General features: G+C 64.4%; 14 protein-coding genes. 9 read left to right on the forward strand and 5 right to left on the reverse strand.

The window, feature by feature from the left end; translation table 11 throughout:
• The first annotated feature begins 68 nt into the window (after window positions 1–68).
• Genes G6N68_RS12825 through G6N68_RS12835 form a run of 3 tightly spaced genes read left to right on the forward strand, consistent with a single transcriptional unit; the run spans window position 69 to window position 3,776 of the window.
• The gene (locus G6N68_RS12825) at window positions 69–1,718 is read left to right on the forward strand and encodes a class I adenylate-forming enzyme family protein (RefSeq protein ID WP_163712476.1); all 1,650 of its coding nucleotides are present in this window, start codon (window positions 69–71) and stop codon (window positions 1,716–1,718) included.
• Window positions 1,705–2,478, forward strand: coding sequence for a class II aldolase/adducin family protein (locus tag G6N68_RS12830; RefSeq protein WP_163712479.1), 774 nt, complete (start codon window positions 1,705–1,707; stop codon window positions 2,476–2,478). The genes G6N68_RS12825 and G6N68_RS12830 overlap by 14 nt, the downstream gene beginning before the upstream one ends.
• A 29-nt stretch (window positions 2,479–2,507) precedes the next feature.
• Window positions 2,508–3,776, forward strand: a complete 1,269-nt coding sequence (locus G6N68_RS12835) for an amidohydrolase family protein (protein ID WP_163712482.1) — start codon at window positions 2,508–2,510, stop codon at window positions 3,774–3,776.
• Between the two features lie 6 nt (window positions 3,777–3,782).
• Here G6N68_RS12835 and G6N68_RS12840 read toward each other — a convergent pair whose 3' ends face one another.
• Both G6N68_RS12840 and G6N68_RS12845 read right to left on the reverse strand, forming a co-directional pair.
• Window positions 3,783–4,565 (reverse strand): SDR family oxidoreductase, encoded by a 783-nt coding sequence (locus G6N68_RS12840; RefSeq protein ID WP_163712484.1) that lies wholly within the window; start codon window positions 4,563–4,565, stop codon window positions 3,783–3,785.
• 18 nt (window positions 4,566–4,583) lie between these two features.
• Window positions 4,584–6,551 carry a flavin-containing monooxygenase gene (locus G6N68_RS12845; RefSeq protein WP_163712487.1) on the reverse strand — a complete coding sequence of 656 codons (1,968 nt, stop codon included), beginning with the start codon at window positions 6,549–6,551 and terminating at the stop codon, window positions 4,584–4,586.
• Window positions 6,552–6,717: 166 nt separating this feature from the next.
• On the opposite strand from G6N68_RS12845, the gene G6N68_RS12850 reads away from it, so the two are divergent.
• Together G6N68_RS12850 and G6N68_RS12855 are read left to right on the forward strand one after the other, a co-directional pair.
• Window positions 6,718–7,539 carry a class I SAM-dependent methyltransferase gene (locus G6N68_RS12850; RefSeq protein WP_163712492.1) on the forward strand — a complete coding sequence of 274 codons (822 nt, stop codon included), beginning with the start codon at window positions 6,718–6,720 and terminating at the stop codon, window positions 7,537–7,539.
• Window positions 7,540–7,569: 30 nt separating this feature from the next.
• Entirely contained in the window at window positions 7,570–8,367 is a 798-nt protein-coding gene (locus tag G6N68_RS12855; RefSeq protein WP_163712495.1) for an SDR family NAD(P)-dependent oxidoreductase, read from the forward strand.
• On the opposite strand, the gene G6N68_RS12860 is transcribed toward G6N68_RS12855, so the two are convergent.
• The gene (locus tag G6N68_RS12860) at window positions 8,349–9,593 is read right to left on the reverse strand and encodes a cytochrome P450 (RefSeq protein WP_163712497.1); all 1,245 of its coding nucleotides are present in this window, start codon (window positions 9,591–9,593) and stop codon (window positions 8,349–8,351) included. The two genes, G6N68_RS12855 and G6N68_RS12860, sit on opposite strands and share 19 nt — an antisense overlap.
• A gap of 210 nt (window positions 9,594–9,803) precedes the next feature.
• Between G6N68_RS12860 and G6N68_RS12865 the strand changes: the two genes are divergently transcribed.
• The gene (locus G6N68_RS12865) at window positions 9,804–10,475 is read left to right on the forward strand and encodes a hypothetical protein (RefSeq protein ID WP_163712501.1); all 672 of its coding nucleotides are present in this window, start codon (window positions 9,804–9,806) and stop codon (window positions 10,473–10,475) included.
• On the opposite strand, the gene fadD1 is transcribed toward G6N68_RS12865, so the two are convergent.
• Together fadD1 and G6N68_RS12875 are read right to left on the reverse strand one after the other, a co-directional pair.
• On the reverse strand, window positions 10,472–12,079 hold the full coding sequence (gene fadD1, locus G6N68_RS12870) for a fatty-acid--CoA ligase FadD1 (RefSeq protein WP_163712504.1): 1,608 nt from the start codon (window positions 12,077–12,079) through the stop codon (window positions 10,472–10,474). The two genes, G6N68_RS12865 and fadD1, sit on opposite strands and share 4 nt — an antisense overlap.
• Window positions 12,076–12,708 (reverse strand): TetR/AcrR family transcriptional regulator, encoded by a 633-nt coding sequence (locus G6N68_RS12875; protein WP_163712507.1) that lies wholly within the window; start codon window positions 12,706–12,708, stop codon window positions 12,076–12,078. The genes fadD1 and G6N68_RS12875 overlap by 4 nt, the downstream gene beginning before the upstream one ends.
• A gap of 106 nt (window positions 12,709–12,814) precedes the next feature.
• On the opposite strand from G6N68_RS12875, the gene G6N68_RS12880 reads away from it, so the two are divergent.
• The 3 genes from G6N68_RS12880 to G6N68_RS12890 all read left to right on the forward strand — a co-directional run bounded on the left by G6N68_RS12880 (window position 12,815) and on the right by G6N68_RS12890 (window position 16,844).
• Window positions 12,815–14,059 (forward strand): hypothetical protein, encoded by a 1,245-nt coding sequence (locus G6N68_RS12880; RefSeq protein WP_240355451.1) that lies wholly within the window; start codon window positions 12,815–12,817, stop codon window positions 14,057–14,059.
• A gap of 256 nt (window positions 14,060–14,315) precedes the next feature.
• The gene (locus G6N68_RS12885; RefSeq protein ID WP_163712515.1) at window positions 14,316–15,425 is read left to right on the forward strand and encodes a ferredoxin reductase; all 1,110 of its coding nucleotides are present in this window, start codon (window positions 14,316–14,318) and stop codon (window positions 15,423–15,425) included.
• Window positions 15,426–15,440: 15 nt separating this feature from the next.
• Window positions 15,441–16,844 (forward strand): fatty acid desaturase family protein, encoded by a 1,404-nt coding sequence (locus G6N68_RS12890; protein WP_163712517.1) that lies wholly within the window; start codon window positions 15,441–15,443, stop codon window positions 16,842–16,844.
• The last annotated feature ends 89 nt before the right edge of the window (window positions 16,845–16,933 follow it).

Raw genomic sequence — 16,933 nt, forward strand, 5'->3', positions numbered from 1 at the left:
AATGTCAGCAAAATAGAGCCAGACCAACCAAGCCGCAGGACGTCCGTGCGCCTCCTTATGATCGGAAGATGCACGCCGGCGCGCTCAACGTGATCTCCTCGCCGGCGTTCAGCGCCGAGGAAGCGGCCCGCTACCACGCCGCGGGATGGTGGTCCGAAGCGACTCTGTCCGACGCGGTCCGCCGCAACAGCGAAGACGCCCCCGGCCGCCCGGCGTACATCGATCATCCCAGCGGCCATCCCGGCGACCATCACGGCCGGGTTCTGACTTGGCGTGAATTCGACTGTGCCGCAGACGCTCTGGCCGCACAGCTCGCAGGTGCAGGCGTGCAAAGACACGATCGAGTTGCGGTGTGGCATGGCGACTGCGGCGCGATCCACGTGCTGTTCGTTGCGATCGAACGCTGCGCGGCCGTCGTCGTCGGTATCGGCGCGCGCGCCGGAACCCGTGAAGCGGGCAGCATCATGCAGTCGACGCAACCGAAGCTGCTGATCAGCGACCAGCAGCGGCGCGATCCCGCATCAAGCGTCGCCGCTCAACTCCAGGTGCCCTTGCTGATAATGACCGACGCCGACGGGGAAGCGCCGCGCCTCAACGTCGATGCGAAACCGATGCCAGTGATAGGAGGCTCTCAACTCGGGCCCGACGATGTCTTTCTGATCAACTCCACCTCCGGAACCACGGGGTTGCCCAAGTGCGTCGTACACACCCAGAATCGTTGGCACTATTTCCATCAGAAGGCAGTCGCCAACGGTCTACTGACGCCTCACGACATAATCTTGCCGGTCATCCCGATGCCCTTCGGTTTCGGGATCTGGACCAGCCACACGACGCCGATCTATCTGGGCGCCACGGCGGTATTGTTGCGGCGCTTCACGGCCGCGGCGGCATGTGAGGCGATCGAACGCCATCGGGTCACCGTCTTATGTTGTGTCAGTACACAATTGACCATGTTGATGGCGGACAACGCCAGCCGGACGCACGACCTGAGCTCATTGCGGGTGGTGTTCACCGGCGGCGAAGCGTTGCCGTACCGTCCGGCCGCGGAATTCGAAGAACTCACCGGCGCAACGATTCTGCAGTTCTATGGGTCGAACGAAACCGGCCTGCTGAGCGCCACCACGCTGGCTGACCCGCGCGAACGCCGACTGCGCACCGCGGGACGCGTCGTCGCGGAAATGTCGGTGCGCCTCTTCGACGGCGACCGGGACGTCACCGACACCGGGCAGGGGCAGCCCGCGTGCCGTGGGCCGGCCACCAGTCTCGGCTATCTCGGTGGTGCGGACCACGACAAGTTGTTCACCCAGGACGGGTGGATGCGCATGGGAGACATCTGCCAGATCGATGCCGACGGCTATCTCAGCGTGACGGGTCGTACCTCCGACTTCATCCTGCGCGGCGGTAAAAACATCAGCGCGGCGCAGGTCGAGGACGCGGCCTCGACGCATCCCGCCATCGCGGTGGCGGCGGCGGTGGCGATGCCCGATGCGGTATTCGGTGAAAAGGTGTGTCTTTACGCCGAACTCGTCGGAGGCCAGACCATCGACCTGCCCGGGCTGACCAAATATTTGCTGGGGCTGGGAGTTTCCAAGGAGTTGTTACCCGAGCGACTTGTTGTGGTCGACGAGCTACCGCGGTCGTCCGGCGGAAAGGTTGCCAAAGGCCAGCTCCGCGAGGATATTCGAGCCAGGATGGAGGCCGAAGATGAACACTCCTGACGCGCGGCGAGGCGGCTTGGAAGTGTGGGCGCCGTCGGTCGTTCCGCCGATCGGTGTCGAGCTGTCCAACGAGCAGGCACTCGCGGTGGCCTTCCGCCATCTGGCGTCCTATGGGTTTGCGGAGAACATGGCCGGTCACATCACCTGGCAACTCGACGGCCAGACCGACATGCTGGTGAATCCTTGGGGTCTGTGGTGGCAAGAGCTCACCGCATCCGACATCTGCACGGTGGACACCGAAGCTCGGGTGATCCGCGGCAAGTGGGATGTCACGCCGGCGATACACATCCACACCGAACTGCACCGCGCCCGCAGTGATGCCCGGGTGGTGATTCACAATCACCCGTACTACGTGTGTGTGCTGGCAGCCTTGGGCCGACTGCCCGACCTGCTGCACCAGACGGGCTCGCTGTTTCTCGACGACCTGTGCCTGGTGTCGTCATACGACGGAGAGATCGACAATCCCGCTCGTGCAGCGGATTTGGCGGCACACATCGGCCAAGCCAACCTGACCATCTTGGCCAACCACGGTGTCATCGCGACCGGTCGCAACCTGCCCGAGGCCGTCTACCGGGCCGCTTCCATCGAGCGGGTCTGCAGGCTGGCGTACGACATCATGCTCACCGGCCAGCCGCCTTCGCGGATGAACTGGTCAGACATGGCCGGCATGCAGAAATCGCTTATCGAACGAGCCGCCGACGTCTACTGGGCGGGCGCGGCGCGAATGACGATCAAGGCCGATCCCGAAGTGCTCAGCTGAGCACCGCGGATCGATAGGAGACTGCCGACGTGAAGTCGATCGACGAACTGGCGAGCAACCTGAATTTCACGACGGCCAAGACCGGTGCGGACCGTACGGTCACGTTTCTGCCGGATCCGCCCCGAGCGCCACGTCGCTACACGGTGATCTCGGTCGACGACCACATCGTCGAACCTCCGGACACTTTCACCGGACGTCTGCCGCAGCGGTTTGCCGAGCGTGCACCTCGCGTTGTGGACACCGGCGATGGTGGACAGACCTGGGTATACGACGGTCAGGTGCTGCCGAACGTCGGGTTCAACGCGGTGGTCGGTCGGCCCGTGTCCGAGTACGGGTTCGAGCCGGTCCGGTTCGACGAAATGCGCAGGGGCGCTTGGGATATCCATGAGCGCATCAAGGACATGGACCTCAACGGCATCTACGCCTCGCTGAATTTTCCGTCGTTTTTGCCAGGTTTTGCGGGGCAACGACTGCAGCAGGTCACCAAGGACCGCGACCTGGCGCTTGCCGCGGTCCGCGCGTGGAACGACTGGCATCTCGAAGCCTGGGCCGGTCTGTACCCCGAACGGATCATCCCCTGCCAGTTGCCCTGGCTGCTGGACCCCGACCTGGGCGCCGAGATGATCGTGGAGAATGCCGAGCGCGGCTTCCACGCGGTGACGTTCAGCGAGAACCCCGCCATGCTCGGATTCCCGAGTATCCACTCGGGGCACTGGGATCCGATGATGGCGGCGTGCGCCGAGACGGGGACCGTGGTCAATCTCCACATCGGGTCATCCGGGTCCTCGCCGTCCACGACCGAGGACGCACCTCCCGACGTGCAGGGTGTGCTGTTCTTTGCCTACGCCATCTCGGCGGCCGTCGACTGGCTGTACTCGGGCCTACCGAGCAGGTTCCCCGACCTCAAAATCTGCTTGTCGGAGGGTGGTATCGGCTGGGTGGCCGGCCTGCTGGATCGCCTGGACCACATGCTCAGCTACCACGAGATGTACGGCACCTGGCGCAACTTGGGTGAAACCCTCACTCCTGCTGAGGTGTTCAAGCGTAACTTCTGGTTCTGCGCCGTGGAGGACAAGTCGTCGTTCGTACAGTACGGGCGGATCGGCGTGGACAACATCATGTTGGAGGCCGACTACCCGCACTGCGACTCCACCTGGCCGCATACCCAGCAGACCATTCACGAAGAGATCGGCGGACTGCCGGCCGACGTGATCCGAAAGATCACCTGGGAGAATGCATCACGGTTGTACAACCACCCAGTGCCGCCCGAGGTACAGCGAGATCCGGAAGCGTTCTGACGGCTGCTAGGTGACCCACTCGGGTTGCTGGGAGTCGTCGACCGCAGAGAAGTCTTTGTGGCCCAGGCCGGCGACGCATCCGCCGTCGACCACGAACTCCGAGCCGGTGGAGTAGCTGGATTCGTCACTGGCCAGATACACGACCAGGTTGGACACTTCCTGTGGTTCGGCGATGCGGCCCAGTGCCGTCTGGAAGATGTCTTCGGGCACCCATTCGGTCATCGGCGTCCTGATCAATCCTGGGTGGATCGAGTTCACGCGAATTCCGAAGGGGCCCAACTCTAATGCGGTCGACTTGGTCAGGCCGCGCACCGCGAACTTGGTGGCGGTGTACCCGTGGCAGGCGATCGTGCCGGCCAACCCTTCGATGGAGGAGATGTTGATGATGGAGCCGCGCCCAGCGGCCTTCATCGGCCCGACTGCGGCGCGGATGCCCAGGAACACGCCGGTGAGGTTGATGTCGAGGATGCGCTGCCATTCCGAGAGCGCATAGTCCTCAATCGTGCCGATGTTGATGATCCCGGCGTTGTTCACCAAAACATCGAGGCCGCCGAACTCGGTCACGGCGGTCTCGACGGCGGCGAACCACTGATCGGGGTCGGTGACATCGAGGTGGACGTAGCGGGCCGCGTCCCCGATTTCGTCGGCCACCGCCTTGCCCTCGTCGTCGAGGATGTCGCCGGTCACCACCTTGGCTCCCTCGGCGACCATGGCCCGCGCGTGCGAGGCGCCCATGCCCCGAGCGCCGCCGCTGATCAGCGCGACCTTGCCGCTCAATCGGTTTGGCATGAAAACTCCTGATTTCTCTTACGGTCTCAGTAGGTAACCGTCCGGGTCGGGGCGTTGGGTCCACTTCCAGTAGTCGACGATGCGCCAGGCGAACAGTGTGGGCACGTCGCCCGCCGAGTTCTTGTAGTAACTGCTCGCGACCGCGGGGTGGGTGTAGACCATTTTCTTGAGCTGGCGCTGGCTGCGCCGGTTGTAATCCTGGCACACCTCGCTGCGCACCATCGCGGAGCGGGCGCCCGTCGCGAGTGTCATGTCGATGCAGCCCAGGATGTAGCGCATCTGGCATTCCGAGTTGTAGATGATGCTGGTGCCGTTGACGGCGTTGGTGCCCGGGCCGTACATGCAGTAGAAGTTCGGAAAGGCGGGCACGGTGATGCCCAGGTAGGCGTAGGCGGCGTCGCCCCACGCGGCGTTGAGCTCGATCCCGTCGAGGCCCCGCACGTTGATCGGGCCCAGTTGGTGGTTGACGTCGAAGCCGGTGGCCCAGATCAAAACGTCGGCCGGCCGGTGGACTCCGTCAACGGTGGTGACGCCGTCCGGGGTGATCTCCGCGATGGCGTCCCGGATGAGCTCGACGTCGTCGCGCTGCAACGTGATGAGCCAGGTTCCGTTGTCCTGCAACGTGCGCTTACCCATTGGCGGATAACTGGGCGTGACCTTCGCCAGCAGGTCTTCGTCGTCGGTGAAGGCGCGCATCCAGGCGACGAACACTTCCCGCACCTGGTGATTGGCCGCGCTCACCGACAGGCCACCGGTGTCCCAGTCCGGATCGATCACCGTCAGGTCGGTCGCGCCGTCGGCGATCGGCCACCAGGTGACGAAACGCAGCCACCGTCCATAGAAAGGCAGATGGCGCACCGCCCATTTCGCAGGCTCGCTGACGGCCGCGTGATAGTTGACGTTGGGCGCCATCCACTGCGCGGTGCGCTGGTAAACGTCGACGTGTTCGGTGATGCCTGCGATCGCCGGCACCAGCTGAAATCCGCTGGCACCCGCGCCGATCACCGCGACTCGCTTGCCGGCCAGCTCCACGCCGTCGTCCCAGTCTGCGGTGTGGAACGACGGACCGCTGAAGTCTTTGCCGCCCTTGATATCCGGGATCACCGCATTGCTGAATTGGCCGACGGCGCAGATGACGGCACGAGCGACCAGCGTGTCTGTGTGATCATCAGGGCCACGGGCGTGGACGATCCACCTCGCCGCATCGTCATCCCACGCCGCGCCCACCACCTCGGTGTTGAACCGCACGTGCGGGGCGATTTCGTGTCGCTCCATCACGTCGTTGAGGTACTGCAAGATCTCGGGCTGTTCGGAATAGAAGTGCGACCAGTGGTCGGTGGGTTCGAACGAGTACGCGTAGTAGTGGTTGGCGATGTCGACTCGGCATCCCGGGTAACGGTTGGCCAGCCAGGTGCCGCCCACCCCCGACTGCTTCTCGATGATGACGAACGGCACGCCCGCCTGCTTGAGCTTTATGCCCGCCAACAGCCCGGCTTCACCGCATCCGATCACCACAACGGGGAATGCCTGCCGCTGCTCCGGCGTGGACCGCAACGGCGGACCGTCTTGATCGGCGTTGGATATCCGCAGGTCGGCCGCCACATAGTCGGTGAACTCGTCGGTGACCTGCCCGGCGCTGATCACGTCGAGCATCGTTCGCAGCTGGTCCCGGTCCGGCACGAAGGGCGGTGGGCAGCCACGATCCCGGTATTCGCGCACGACGTCGAAGGCACGCGCACGCACCTCGTTCTTGTCCGACTCGCTCATGCCGCCCTGAATGTCCATCGGAATCAACGCGAACGGGCGGGGCAGTTCGGTGAGCAGATTCAGGTCCCCGGTCATATGCACCATCGACATCAACAGCGCCGGCACGCTCGCGTCGGAGATGGCCGCTTGGATCGTGGCATCGCAGTCGTCGAACGGCAGCCCGATCAAGCGCGCGAGGTCGGCCGGAACGGCGGCGCGAGCGGGGCCCGGAAGTGCCACCCTGCCACCATACACATCACGGTCGGTGTATGGCGATAATCGATCGGACGGCCGTTCCTTTTGAGTTGGCAGTCATGCCCTTTCGGGTTGCCAACCCTCCTGTTCCTGCCCGCGCTCAGGCGTAGCGTCGGGGGAGGGGGACGGGCGGGAGTCCTGGGAGGCATACGTGACGACGGACAGAGTGGACTTCAGTTCGGTCCGGTGGGGATCGGTCGAGTGGACGAACCTGGTGACCCTGTACTTGCGGGCCTACGAAAGCCGTTCGCAATCCACAATTCTGGGTGATCGCGCCGCCGCGGAAGCCGTCGACCGCATCGACTACGACTTCAAACGCGTGCACCGCGCCTCGCTTCCGGCCTGGAACCAATATCTGGTCGCGCTGCGCGCCAAACAGATCGACGACTGGTCAACTGACTTCCTGGCCCGTCACCCCGACGCGGTGGTGTTACACCTTGGTTGCGGCCTAGACAGCCGCGCGTTCCGGCTTGCCGTGCCGCCCTCGGTGCTGTGGTTCGATCTCGATCAGCCAGGGGTTATTGCGTTGCGTCGCCGGCTCTACGACGAAACCGACAGCTACCGAATGATTGCCTCGTCGGTGACCGACCCGCGGTGGCTCGAGGACGTCCCGGCGGGGCGAGCGACACTCGTCGCCGCCGAGGGCTTACTGATGTACTTGGCCGAGCGCGACGTGCGGCAGCTGCTTGTGCGGATTATCGATCGATTCGGCACTGGAGAGCTGCTGTTCGACACGGTTTCGCCGCTCGGACCACCGGCGTCGAAGGTTTTCACGAACGGCATCGTGACATGGGGCGTCGGGGACATCCGCGCGTTGGAAACCTGGCATTCGAAGCTGCGGTTCCTCGAGCGGAAGGCTGTGTTGGCCGGGTACCGGCAGATCGAATCGACCCCGGTCCGGTGGATCTACCGGCTATTCGGGGCGTTGCCTGCGGCGCTGTCCTACGACGTGCTGAATCGGTTCGCCTACTGAGCGGTCGGCGGGATCGACTAACGTCGTGTCATGAAGCTATCGGGTAAGACTGTTCTGCTCACCGGGGCCACTGGCGGCCTGGGCCGCGCAATTGCCTCAGCGGTCGCCTCGCGCGGCGCACATTTGATTCTGAGCTCCCGCAAGCAGCAGGAGCTCGACGAGCTCGCTGCATCGCTCGCAGGAGACGGGCATCGGACGATCGTCAGCGACCTCGCCGAGCCTGGCGCGGGCCTCGCCCTGCTCGCCGAGGCGGGCGACATCGACGTCCTCGTCGCCAACGCGGCATTGCCCGCCTCCGGGCGGCTCGACAGCTTCACCCCCGAGCAGGTCGATCGTGCGCTTCGGGTCAACCTCGAGGTACCGGTACAGATGACCCGGGAACTGATCCCGGTCTTCACCAAACGGGGATCGGGGCACTTCGTCTACATCTCCTCGATTTCGGGTCAGACCGCGACGGCCCGCGCCTCGCTGTATGCCGCGACGAAGTTCGGTTTGCGGGGCTTCGCGCTGTGTCTGCGTGACGATCTGCGGCCCGCCGGTGTGGGTGTCTCGGTGGTGAGCCCGGGAGCGATCAGCGGAGCTGGTATGTACGCCGACTCGGGAGCGCCCCCGCCGCCGTTCATCGGCACCGGCAAGCCGGAGGAGGTCGGTGCTGCCGTAGTCACCGCGGTCGAGCGTAACCGCGGCGAGGTCACCGTGGCGCCACTGCGCCAGAAGCTGCTGGCGCGGTTCGCGGCGAACGCCCCCGAGGTGGCCTCGCGCCTGGCCGGTGAGGTCGCGGCCAAGGCCGCCGACCAGATCGCTGCGGGTCAGACCGACAAGCGTTGATCGAATTCGACGGGAAGCGTTGTCGGACCGGACAATTCGGTCGGTGCTCGCCAGGGGGTCGGTCCGATGCGGCGCGGGTTGGCGATGCGTCGGGTGAGCACGCGTAGCGCTTCGGCCAGTTCGATCCGGGCCAGGTGAGCTCCTAGGCAGTAGTGCACACCGCCGCCGAAGGTCATCAGTTGCGGAGCACCCGCTCGGGTGATGTCCAGGCGGGCGGGGTCGTCGTAGACCGCCGGGTCGTGGTTGGCCGACGCGGTGTTGGCGATGATGAAGTTGCCCGCTGGAATATGGAAGTCGCCGAGTTCGTCATCCTCGGTTGCGACGCGCAGGGCTGCGAAGGTGATGGGGGAGTATCTGATGAGTTCCTCCACCGCTTGCGGCGCCAGTTCGGGATGCTCGGCGAGCAACGTCCACTGGTCGGGGTAGTCGGACAGCGCTTGTAGGGCCGCGGCGAGTTGGTTGCGTGTCGTGTCGGTGCCGGCGTTGAGCAGGATGACGGCGAGGTAGACCATCTCGTCGTGGCTCAACCGGTCGCCGTCGACTTCCGCGCGAATGAGGTCCGAGATCAGGTCGTCGGCCAACGAGTGGCGTCGGCGCTCGATCAGTTCCTCGACGTAGGCCTCGAGTTGGTCCCACGCAGCGACGATCGATGGGGCGTTCTCGGCGACGGTGCACCCGAAGGCCTTGCTGATGTCCTCGGCCCAGGCGGAGAACAGTTGCCAGTCCTCCCGCGGAGCCCCCAGCAGACTGCAGATGATCGGGATCGGGTAGGGGCGAGCGATGTCGGTGACGACATCGCAGCGTCCCCTGGCTACCTGCGCGTCGACCAACTCGCTGATGACGCCGACGCATGCCCCGCGCATCCTTTCGGCGGACCGGGGTGTGAAGGCGCGGGCCACCAGGCGGCGGAGCCGGTGATGCTCGGCGGGGTCGAGACTGATGAGCAGCCTGCAGACGCGGTCCCAGACCGGGCCGGAGGTGATGCCCTGCACGACCAGACTCATTCCCTTCGGCACGGCGAAGCGGCTGTCGCGCAACACGGTACGCACCAGGTCATAGCTCAGCAGTTCGGGACCGTATGGGCCCACGCCAACGGGTCCCTGCCCGCGGGCTTCCCCAATCAGGCGGTGCACTTCGCGGGGATCACGGGCTTGGTGATAGGCAAGGGTTGGCAACGCGAGGTCGAAAACGCTGGGAGTCCGGCTGCGTTCGTCGGTAAGGGTCATGGCGATCTCCTCAAGTCGGGCTGACCCAACTGTCCGGCGAATCGCCCAATGAACCATCGGGCAAAGCGCGAATCTTCGCGGCGCCGGTATGCGTACATGCGCGCTGCGGGTGGCGTAAGCATTGGCAATTTCGCTGATGTCGGTGTCTCGCGAAGAGCGGCCCGCCTGCGGCTGATCCCGTCGGCGTCCCCGTGATGGCATCCTGGCCTGGTGGGAGTGCTGTTTCGTCTGCTCGAGCTGCTGATCCTGATCCTGCCGCTCATCGGCGGGCTCTATGCGGCCCTGAAGGCGTTCTCGGCCTACACCAAGCGGCTGCGCGAAGAACCAGCGGGAGCGGCGGTGGAGGGCCCCACAGCACCGGGCGGCCCCACCGTCTCCAACGAGGCCGCGCAGTGGCGAGCCATCACCCGCGCGATCCAGGCACACGACAGCACCGACGCGCGCTGGCTGGAATACGAGCTAGACATCAGCAAGCTGCTCGACTTCCCAGTGATGACCGACATGCGCGAGCCGTTGACCACTGCGTTTCACAAAGCCAAACTGCGGGCCGACTTCCACAAGCCGGTGCGAGCCGAGGATCTGCTCGATGACAGGGAAGCTGCCCGACAGTATCTCGATGCGGTTGAGGACTACGTGACGGCATTCAACGCCGCCGAAGCCGACGCGATACGACGGCGCCGCAGCGACTTCTCGCGCGAGGAACAGCAGCGGATTGCGCGTGCCCAGAACCTGTTGCGGGTGGCCGCGGACGCCGGTGCAACGCCGCAGGAACGCGAGCGGGCGTATGGTCTGGCGCGCAACGAACTCGAGGGGCTCATCGTGTTGCCCACCGGCACGCGCGAAAGCCTCGAGCGAGGCATCGCCGGCGAGATCGACGGCTAACCCTCCCGCGCGAGCCGGGCGCCGGAAACCGTGACGTGGTATGCGGTGCCGCGCGGCTCCCGCTCCCAAAGGGTTTCGCCTTCCCCGATGTTGGTGCCCTCTTTGATCAGGGTGCGTTTGAGCACCTTGTGGGTGGCGGTACTGGGCAGATCGGCGGCGATACGCACGTATCGTGGCCAGGCTTTGGGCGACAGGTCGGGCTGCGCGGCAAGGAATTCCTCGAATGAGTCAGGATCGAAGTGCCGGTCGTCGTGCAAGACCACCGCCGCCATCACCTGGTCGCCCACCCGCTGGTCCGGGACCGCATACACCGCGACCCGGTTGATAGCGTTGTGCCGCAACAGGATCCGCTCGATCGGAGCGGCGGCAAGATTCTCGCCGTCCACCCGCATCCAATCGGCGGTGCGGCCGGCCAGATAGATCCAGCCGTCGGCGTCCCGATAGGCGAGGTCCCCGGACCAGTACATGCCGTGACGCATCCGTTCGGCATTGGCGTCGGGATCGTTGTAGTAGCCGGTGAAGAAGCCCGATCCCGTCGTGTTGACCAACTCGCCTACCGCCTCGTCGGCGTTGACCAGCGTCCCGTGCTCGTCGAAACGTGCTGTAGCGCATTCGGTGACGGTGTCGCTGTTGTAGATCGCGACTCCGGCGGCGCCTTTGCCGATCGAACCCGGGGGCGTGCCCGGCTCGCGGATCACGATGACGGCGTTCTCGGTGGAGCCGAAACCGTCCTCGACCTGAACCCCGAACCGTCGACTGAACTCTTCGATGTCCTTCTCGTTGGCTTCGTTGCCGAAGGCCACCCGCAGCGGGTTGTCGGCGTCGTCGTCGCGCTCCGGCGTGGCCAGGATGTAGGCGAGCGGTTTGCCGACGTAATTCATGTATGTCGCGTTGTACCGGCGAATGTCGTTGAGAAAATTGGACGCCGAGAATTTCGCCGGCACGATGGCGGCGCCCGAGGCCACCGCGGGGGCCCACCCCCCGACAACCGCGTTGGAATGAAACAGCGGCATGGACACGTAACAAATGTCTTGCTGGGTAAGGCCGAAACGTTCGGCCAGGTTGCGCCCGGCGAAGGTCGGCATCAGATGTGAAACCTGAACGGCCTTGGGATCGCCACTGGTTCCGGAGGTGAAGATCATCATGAACGCGTCCATCATCTCCACCTGGCGATAGGGCACCAGATCACCAGCATCGGAGACCAATTTGGCCCATTGCGGCGTTGACGTTTCGAAAACCCGGATGCCATCGAGGTTCAGACCGTTCAGCAGACCCCGGTGTTCGGCATCGGTCACGATGATCTGGCAATCCGCGCGTCTGATGTCGGCGGCCAGGGCGTCGCCACGCCGGGTCGTATTCAGCCCGCACAAGACGTAGCCGCCGAGTGCGGCCGCTGCCATCTGGGTCAGCATGTCGGGGGTGTTGCCCAGCAAGCTGGCGACATGCAGCGGTCGGCCGGGGTCGGCGACACCGATGAGGGCGGCGGCTTGCGCTGCAGACTCCGCCAGGTATTCACTCCAAGTCCACTGCAGATCACGATATTTCACGGCCACCGCCGGGTCACCCACCCGCTCGCGCAGGAGTGCTTGCATCGTATCGGTCATGAAAACGGGTCCATCCGGCTCTCGATGTAGGTGCTAATTATGTCCACCAGCACGCGCCGGTCTTTGGTGGTGTCGACCGGATGTTGCGTGGCCAACTGGTTGGCGATCATGCCGCGCAACGCGATCAGTAGGTGGGCGCCGATCTCTGCGCTCTGGGTGGGGCTCAGATTTTCGTCGATTATCGTGCCCAGCGTGCTGAACGTCTTTGCCAGCTGAATGAGATGCTCGGTCTCTGCCGCACCGCGGGTCGCCCGGGTGCCGATCAGGATTTCGGTTGCCGCCCGAGCCGTCGGGCTCGACATTGCCCGCCAGGCCGCCGTCACCACCGCATCGACACGGTCCCGGGTCGACGTATCCGCTGTTGTCGGGGGCAGCGGCTTCAGCGCTTCCATCAGTTCGGCAAAGCCCTGGTCGACGACCGACATGAGCAGGCCGTCGCGGTCGCCGAAGTGGTACTGGATCACGCCCCAGGTGACGCCCGCCGTCTCGGCGATGTGCCGTCCGCTGGCCGCCGCCAGGCCTTCGTTCAACACGATCTGGGCGGTGACGTCGACCACGCGGGCACGCGTGCGTTCGGCACGTGCTTGCTTGCCGTGGGCGGGCCGGGTCGGAGCAACTCGTCGCGCCATGCCGACTAGATCACCACATTCGCAGAATCTCCGGGCTGGGAGCCGATCGGATTGACCATAAAACATTGCAGTTGTTATGTTATCTGACGACACGCAAGGGAGCTCAATGGCATACGACGAATTGACTCAGCCCGAGCTCGCCCGGCTGGTACCCGAACTCCTGCTCAGCGGCCATCTCATCGATCGCAGCGGGATGGGGCACGTCCTTGCCGCATTCGGGCAGTCCGGCATGACCGCGGTGGCCATCGAGGAGTGGATGGGCGCCAGTCCCGTCTACACCCAGCGCATGCGCGCGGCGTTCGGGCTGAGCGGAGACACCGTCGCCGAGATCTTCAAGATGATGCAACTCGACGTCGGTGCCCCGCCGCAATTCATGGACTTCCGCTACACGATCATCGACGACTATCACGGTGAGTTCTACCTTGACCACTGCGGAGCCTTGCTCGACGTCGAGCCGCTCGGCGACGAAGCGGTCAAGCAGATGTGTCACGACATCGAGGATCCGACGTTCGAGGCCACGGCGATCGCCACCAACCCCAGAGCCCGGTTCCGTCCGATCCACCGGCCTCCGCGGGTTCCTTCCGACCGCCATCCGCACTGCGCTTGGACGGTCAGCATCGACCCCGAAAACGAGCCCTTGCCGTTGCCGGAGGAGGCCGAGGTCATTGCCGGCACCGAAGCCGCCAGCGTCCGGCTGAGCGCAATTGATTCCACCGACGACGGGATAGCCGACTATCGGGGCCCGTTGACCGACGACGTCCAATTTCGTCAGTGGTCGCGCTCGGCCCTGGTCCGGATGGCCGAAGAGGTTGCCCTGCAGCACCACTTGCTGTCGTTGTCGTTCGACCTGTCGCTGCGTGGCCGATGCGAAGCTGACAAGGCGACCGATCTGCTGCGCAAGCAATTCATCGGGGTCGCCGGCGTGGCGGCCGCCAGACTTCGACGATGCCTGAACGCGGGTTCGACCGCCGCCGACCTGGCCCGGGTGATTCGATTGCACCCCGCGCTGAATCCGTTGCAATACACGGAAATTGTCGTGACGGTGCTGGACGGCGATGTGGTGCAGGTGCGGCTGCCAGCAGACACTCCGGCGATCCGTGACCGGGGCTGGATTGCGACGATCGACGAGGAGCACCTCGAGCCGCTGCGGGCAGTCGCGGTGGGGGTGGATCCGCACTGGAACAATCTGGCCGCTCATCGCGACGGCGCCGAGTTGGTGGTCGAGATCCGCTGGTCCGAGGCGGCTGCGAAGCGCAGCCCGGAAGTGGCGATGACCGAATTCTCCAAGGGCGCAGCGTTCGACTTCGCCGACCGCGGCATCCCGCTGCCGCTAACACCTGTACAGCGCTAGCGAGCTGACCGCTCTCGCGTCACAAGGTGACCCGCGGTCATCCAGATTCTCGACGTTTCCACAGCTCATCCGGCGTTTGCGGCTGCGCAAATCGGGGCAAGCCAGTGAGAACAGTCAGCCCCGGTCATCGGCCCAACGCATGCCAGTGAACGGCTGTTTATCTTGGCATATCGTCGATGAATTCTAATAGCGTTGAATAGCAACGACTTTGGAATTTTTGGTTTAGTTAGGTGTACAAGCGTGTATCCGTAGGGGCATGGCTGAACGCGGTGCTGAACCCCAGGTGTCACGCGGACGGCGGTTGTTCCTGCGCGCGGTGGGGAGATTGTTCAAGCCGCTGGAACCCGACGACTACCTCGAGATGATCAACCCGCTGTGGACGACGAAGGAACTGCGCGGCAAGGTTGAACGGGTCGAACCACAGGGTTCACAGGCGGCGAGCATCCTCATTCGGCCCGGGTACGAATGGCCGGGGCACAAGCCCGGCCAATATGTGCGGCTTGGCGTGGTCATCGACGGCGTCTACCACTGGCGGGCCTATTCGCTGACCTCTGACCCCGAACCCGAGGACGGCCTGATCAGCGTCACCCCGAAGAAGGTCGACGGTGGCGTCGTGTCGCCGTTCCTGGTGGAAAGGATCGAGCCCGGCGAACTGGTACGGCTCGGCGAGATCGAAGGCGTCTTCACGCTGCCCGAACCACTGCCTAAAAAGATGCTGTTCATCAGCGCGGGCAGCGGCATCACCCCGATCATGAGCATGCTGCGCAGCCTCGACCATCGCGGCGCACTCGGCCCCGACGGTTGCGACGTGGTGCACATCCACTCCGCTCGCACCCGTGACCAGGTCATGTTCCTGCCGGTCCTTGAGGACCTCGCCGACCGGTATGAGCGGGTGCGGCTGGACGTGCGCCTGACGGGGGAGCGGGGCCGGCTCGAACCTGGCCACCTGGACGAAGAGTGTCCGGACTGGCGTGAACGGGAAGCGTTCTGCTCGGGTCCGGAAGAAATGCTCGATGCGCTCATCGAGCATTGGGAGAACAACGGCGACCCAGACAGCCTGCATTTCGAGCGATTCCAGCCCAAGATCGGCGGCGACGCCGGCGACGGCGAGGGCGGCGAAGTCTGCTTCCTCAAGAGTGACAAGAAAGTCGAATGTGACGGCGGGACCTCGATTTTGGAGGCCGGCGAGAAGGCCGGGCTGGAATTGAACTTTGGCTGCCGCATCGGCATCTGTCACACCTGCGTGGGCACGTTGAAATCGGGCAAGCTGCGCGACCTGCGCTCGGGCGAGATCAGTGAGCCCACCGAACAGGACGTTCGGATCTGCATCAACAGTGCGGAAGGCGACGTCGAACTCGAACTTTGATCGAAAGGAACCGCAGTGACTTCAACTCTGCAACGGACCCAAAGTCCATTCGCGCACCTGAGCGAGCAAGAACGGGAGAAGCTCGGCAAAGAACTGGACGCGATTCACGACGAAGTATTCGCCGACCTTGGCGAGCGCGACCGCCGCTACATCAAGACGGTGATCTCGACCCAACGGCAGATCGTGGTAGTCGGGCGCGTGCTGCTACTGGCCTCCCGATCGAAAACCGCGTGGTTGCTCGGCACGGCATGCCTGGGTATGGCCAAGATCTTGGAGAACATGGAGATCGGCCACAACGTCATGCACGGCCAATGGGATTGGATGAACGATCCCGACATCCATTCCTCGGTCTGGGACTGGGACACCGCCTCGACCGCGGAGTCGTGGAAGCACTCCCACAACTACATCCACCACACCTACACCAACATTCGTGGCTTGGATAAGGACCTTGGCTACGAGATCATGCGGATCGATCCAAATCAGAAGTGGAGCCCAGCTTATCTGGCGCAGCCGTTGTACAACTTGCTGCTCACCGTGTTGTTCGAATGGGGTGTGGCGGTGCACGACATGGACATCGAAGCCATCAGGGCCCGCGAGAAGCCTTGGTCAGAGGTGCGCAAAGACCTCAAAGGCATTGGTGTCAAGGCGCGTTCGCAAATCATCAAGGACTACATCGGTTGGCCGCTGATCAGCGCCGGCGCCTTCACCCTGGCGCAGCTGGCCTCGGGCGGTCGGCTTGACCAGCCTTCGACATCGCGCCTGGGCCGGCGACTCCGCAAGATATCGAACAAAGGACGGGTCGGCGCCACCGCTACGTTCCTGGACAAAGTGTTGCCCGGCGCGGAAAGCACCTACCTGCGTACCCTGGCCGCCGACGCGCTGGCCAATGTCATCCGCAACGTGTGGGCGCACGCCATCATCTTCTGCGGCCACTTCCCAGACCAGACCTACACCTTCAGTAAGGAAGAGGTCGAGAACGAGACCCGCGGCGAATGGTATCTGCGCCAACTGGTCGGTGCCGCAAACATCGACGGCAGCCCGTTGTTCCACGTGATCAGCGGCAATTTGGGATACCAGGTGGAACATCACTTGTACCCGGACATGCCGAGTAGCCGGTACTCCGAGATCGCACCGAAGATCAAGGAGATATGCGAGCGTTACGAGCTGCCCTACAACTCCGGACGGTTCTCGAAGCAGTGGTACATGGTGCACCGCACCATCTTTCGGTTGGCGTTCCCCGGCGGGAAGCCCCGCCCGAAGCCTGGGCCGTACCACAGCGGGAACGGCGCCGCGGAACGACGCGAAGGAAGCGAAGCGCAGCGATTCCGCGACCGCGTTCCTGCCGAGCATCCCGCCGCCGGACCGGAGCACGAGTCGGGCGGAGTCGAGGTGCAGCCGCCGCCGCGCGGCCAGGAGTGACAACACTGCCGGCGTAGCGCATTCAGGTCGACATCAGGATCCAGCGATCACGTTGTGACGCTCAGCGTTGACAGCGGCCTATGCTTGAG

It is taken from the genome of Mycobacterium bourgelatii (genome assembly GCF_010723575.1).
GTDB classification, from domain to species: domain Bacteria; phylum Actinomycetota; class Actinomycetes; order Mycobacteriales; family Mycobacteriaceae; genus Mycobacterium; species Mycobacterium bourgelatii.

What these genes read in the sequence shown, in the direction of transcription:
- G6N68_RS12825 (WP_163712476.1), top strand. Translation starts at nt 69, where the DNA reads ATGCACGCCGGCGCGCTCAACGTGATCTCCTCGCCGGCGTTCAGCGCC.
- G6N68_RS12830 (WP_163712479.1), top strand. Translation starts at nt 1,705, where the DNA reads ATGAACACTCCTGACGCGCGGCGAGGCGGCTTGGAAGTGTGGGCGCCG.
- G6N68_RS12840 (WP_163712484.1), bottom strand. Translation starts at nt 4,565, where the DNA reads ATGCCAAACCGATTGAGCGGCAAGGTCGCGCTGATCAGCGGCGGCGCT.
- G6N68_RS12855 (WP_163712495.1), top strand. Translation starts at nt 7,570, where the DNA reads ATGAAGCTATCGGGTAAGACTGTTCTGCTCACCGGGGCCACTGGCGGC.
- G6N68_RS12860 (WP_163712497.1), bottom strand. Translation starts at nt 9,593, where the DNA reads ATGACCCTTACCGACGAACGCAGCCGGACTCCCAGCGTTTTCGACCTC.
- fadD1 (WP_163712504.1), bottom strand. Translation starts at nt 12,079, where the DNA reads ATGACCGATACGATGCAAGCACTCCTGCGCGAGCGGGTGGGTGACCCG.
- G6N68_RS12875 (WP_163712507.1), bottom strand. Translation starts at nt 12,708, where the DNA reads ATGGCGCGACGAGTTGCTCCGACCCGGCCCGCCCACGGCAAGCAAGCA.
- G6N68_RS12880 (WP_240355451.1), top strand. Translation starts at nt 12,815, where the DNA reads ATGGCATACGACGAATTGACTCAGCCCGAGCTCGCCCGGCTGGTACCC.
- G6N68_RS12885 (WP_163712515.1), top strand. Translation starts at nt 14,316, where the DNA reads ATGGCTGAACGCGGTGCTGAACCCCAGGTGTCACGCGGACGGCGGTTG.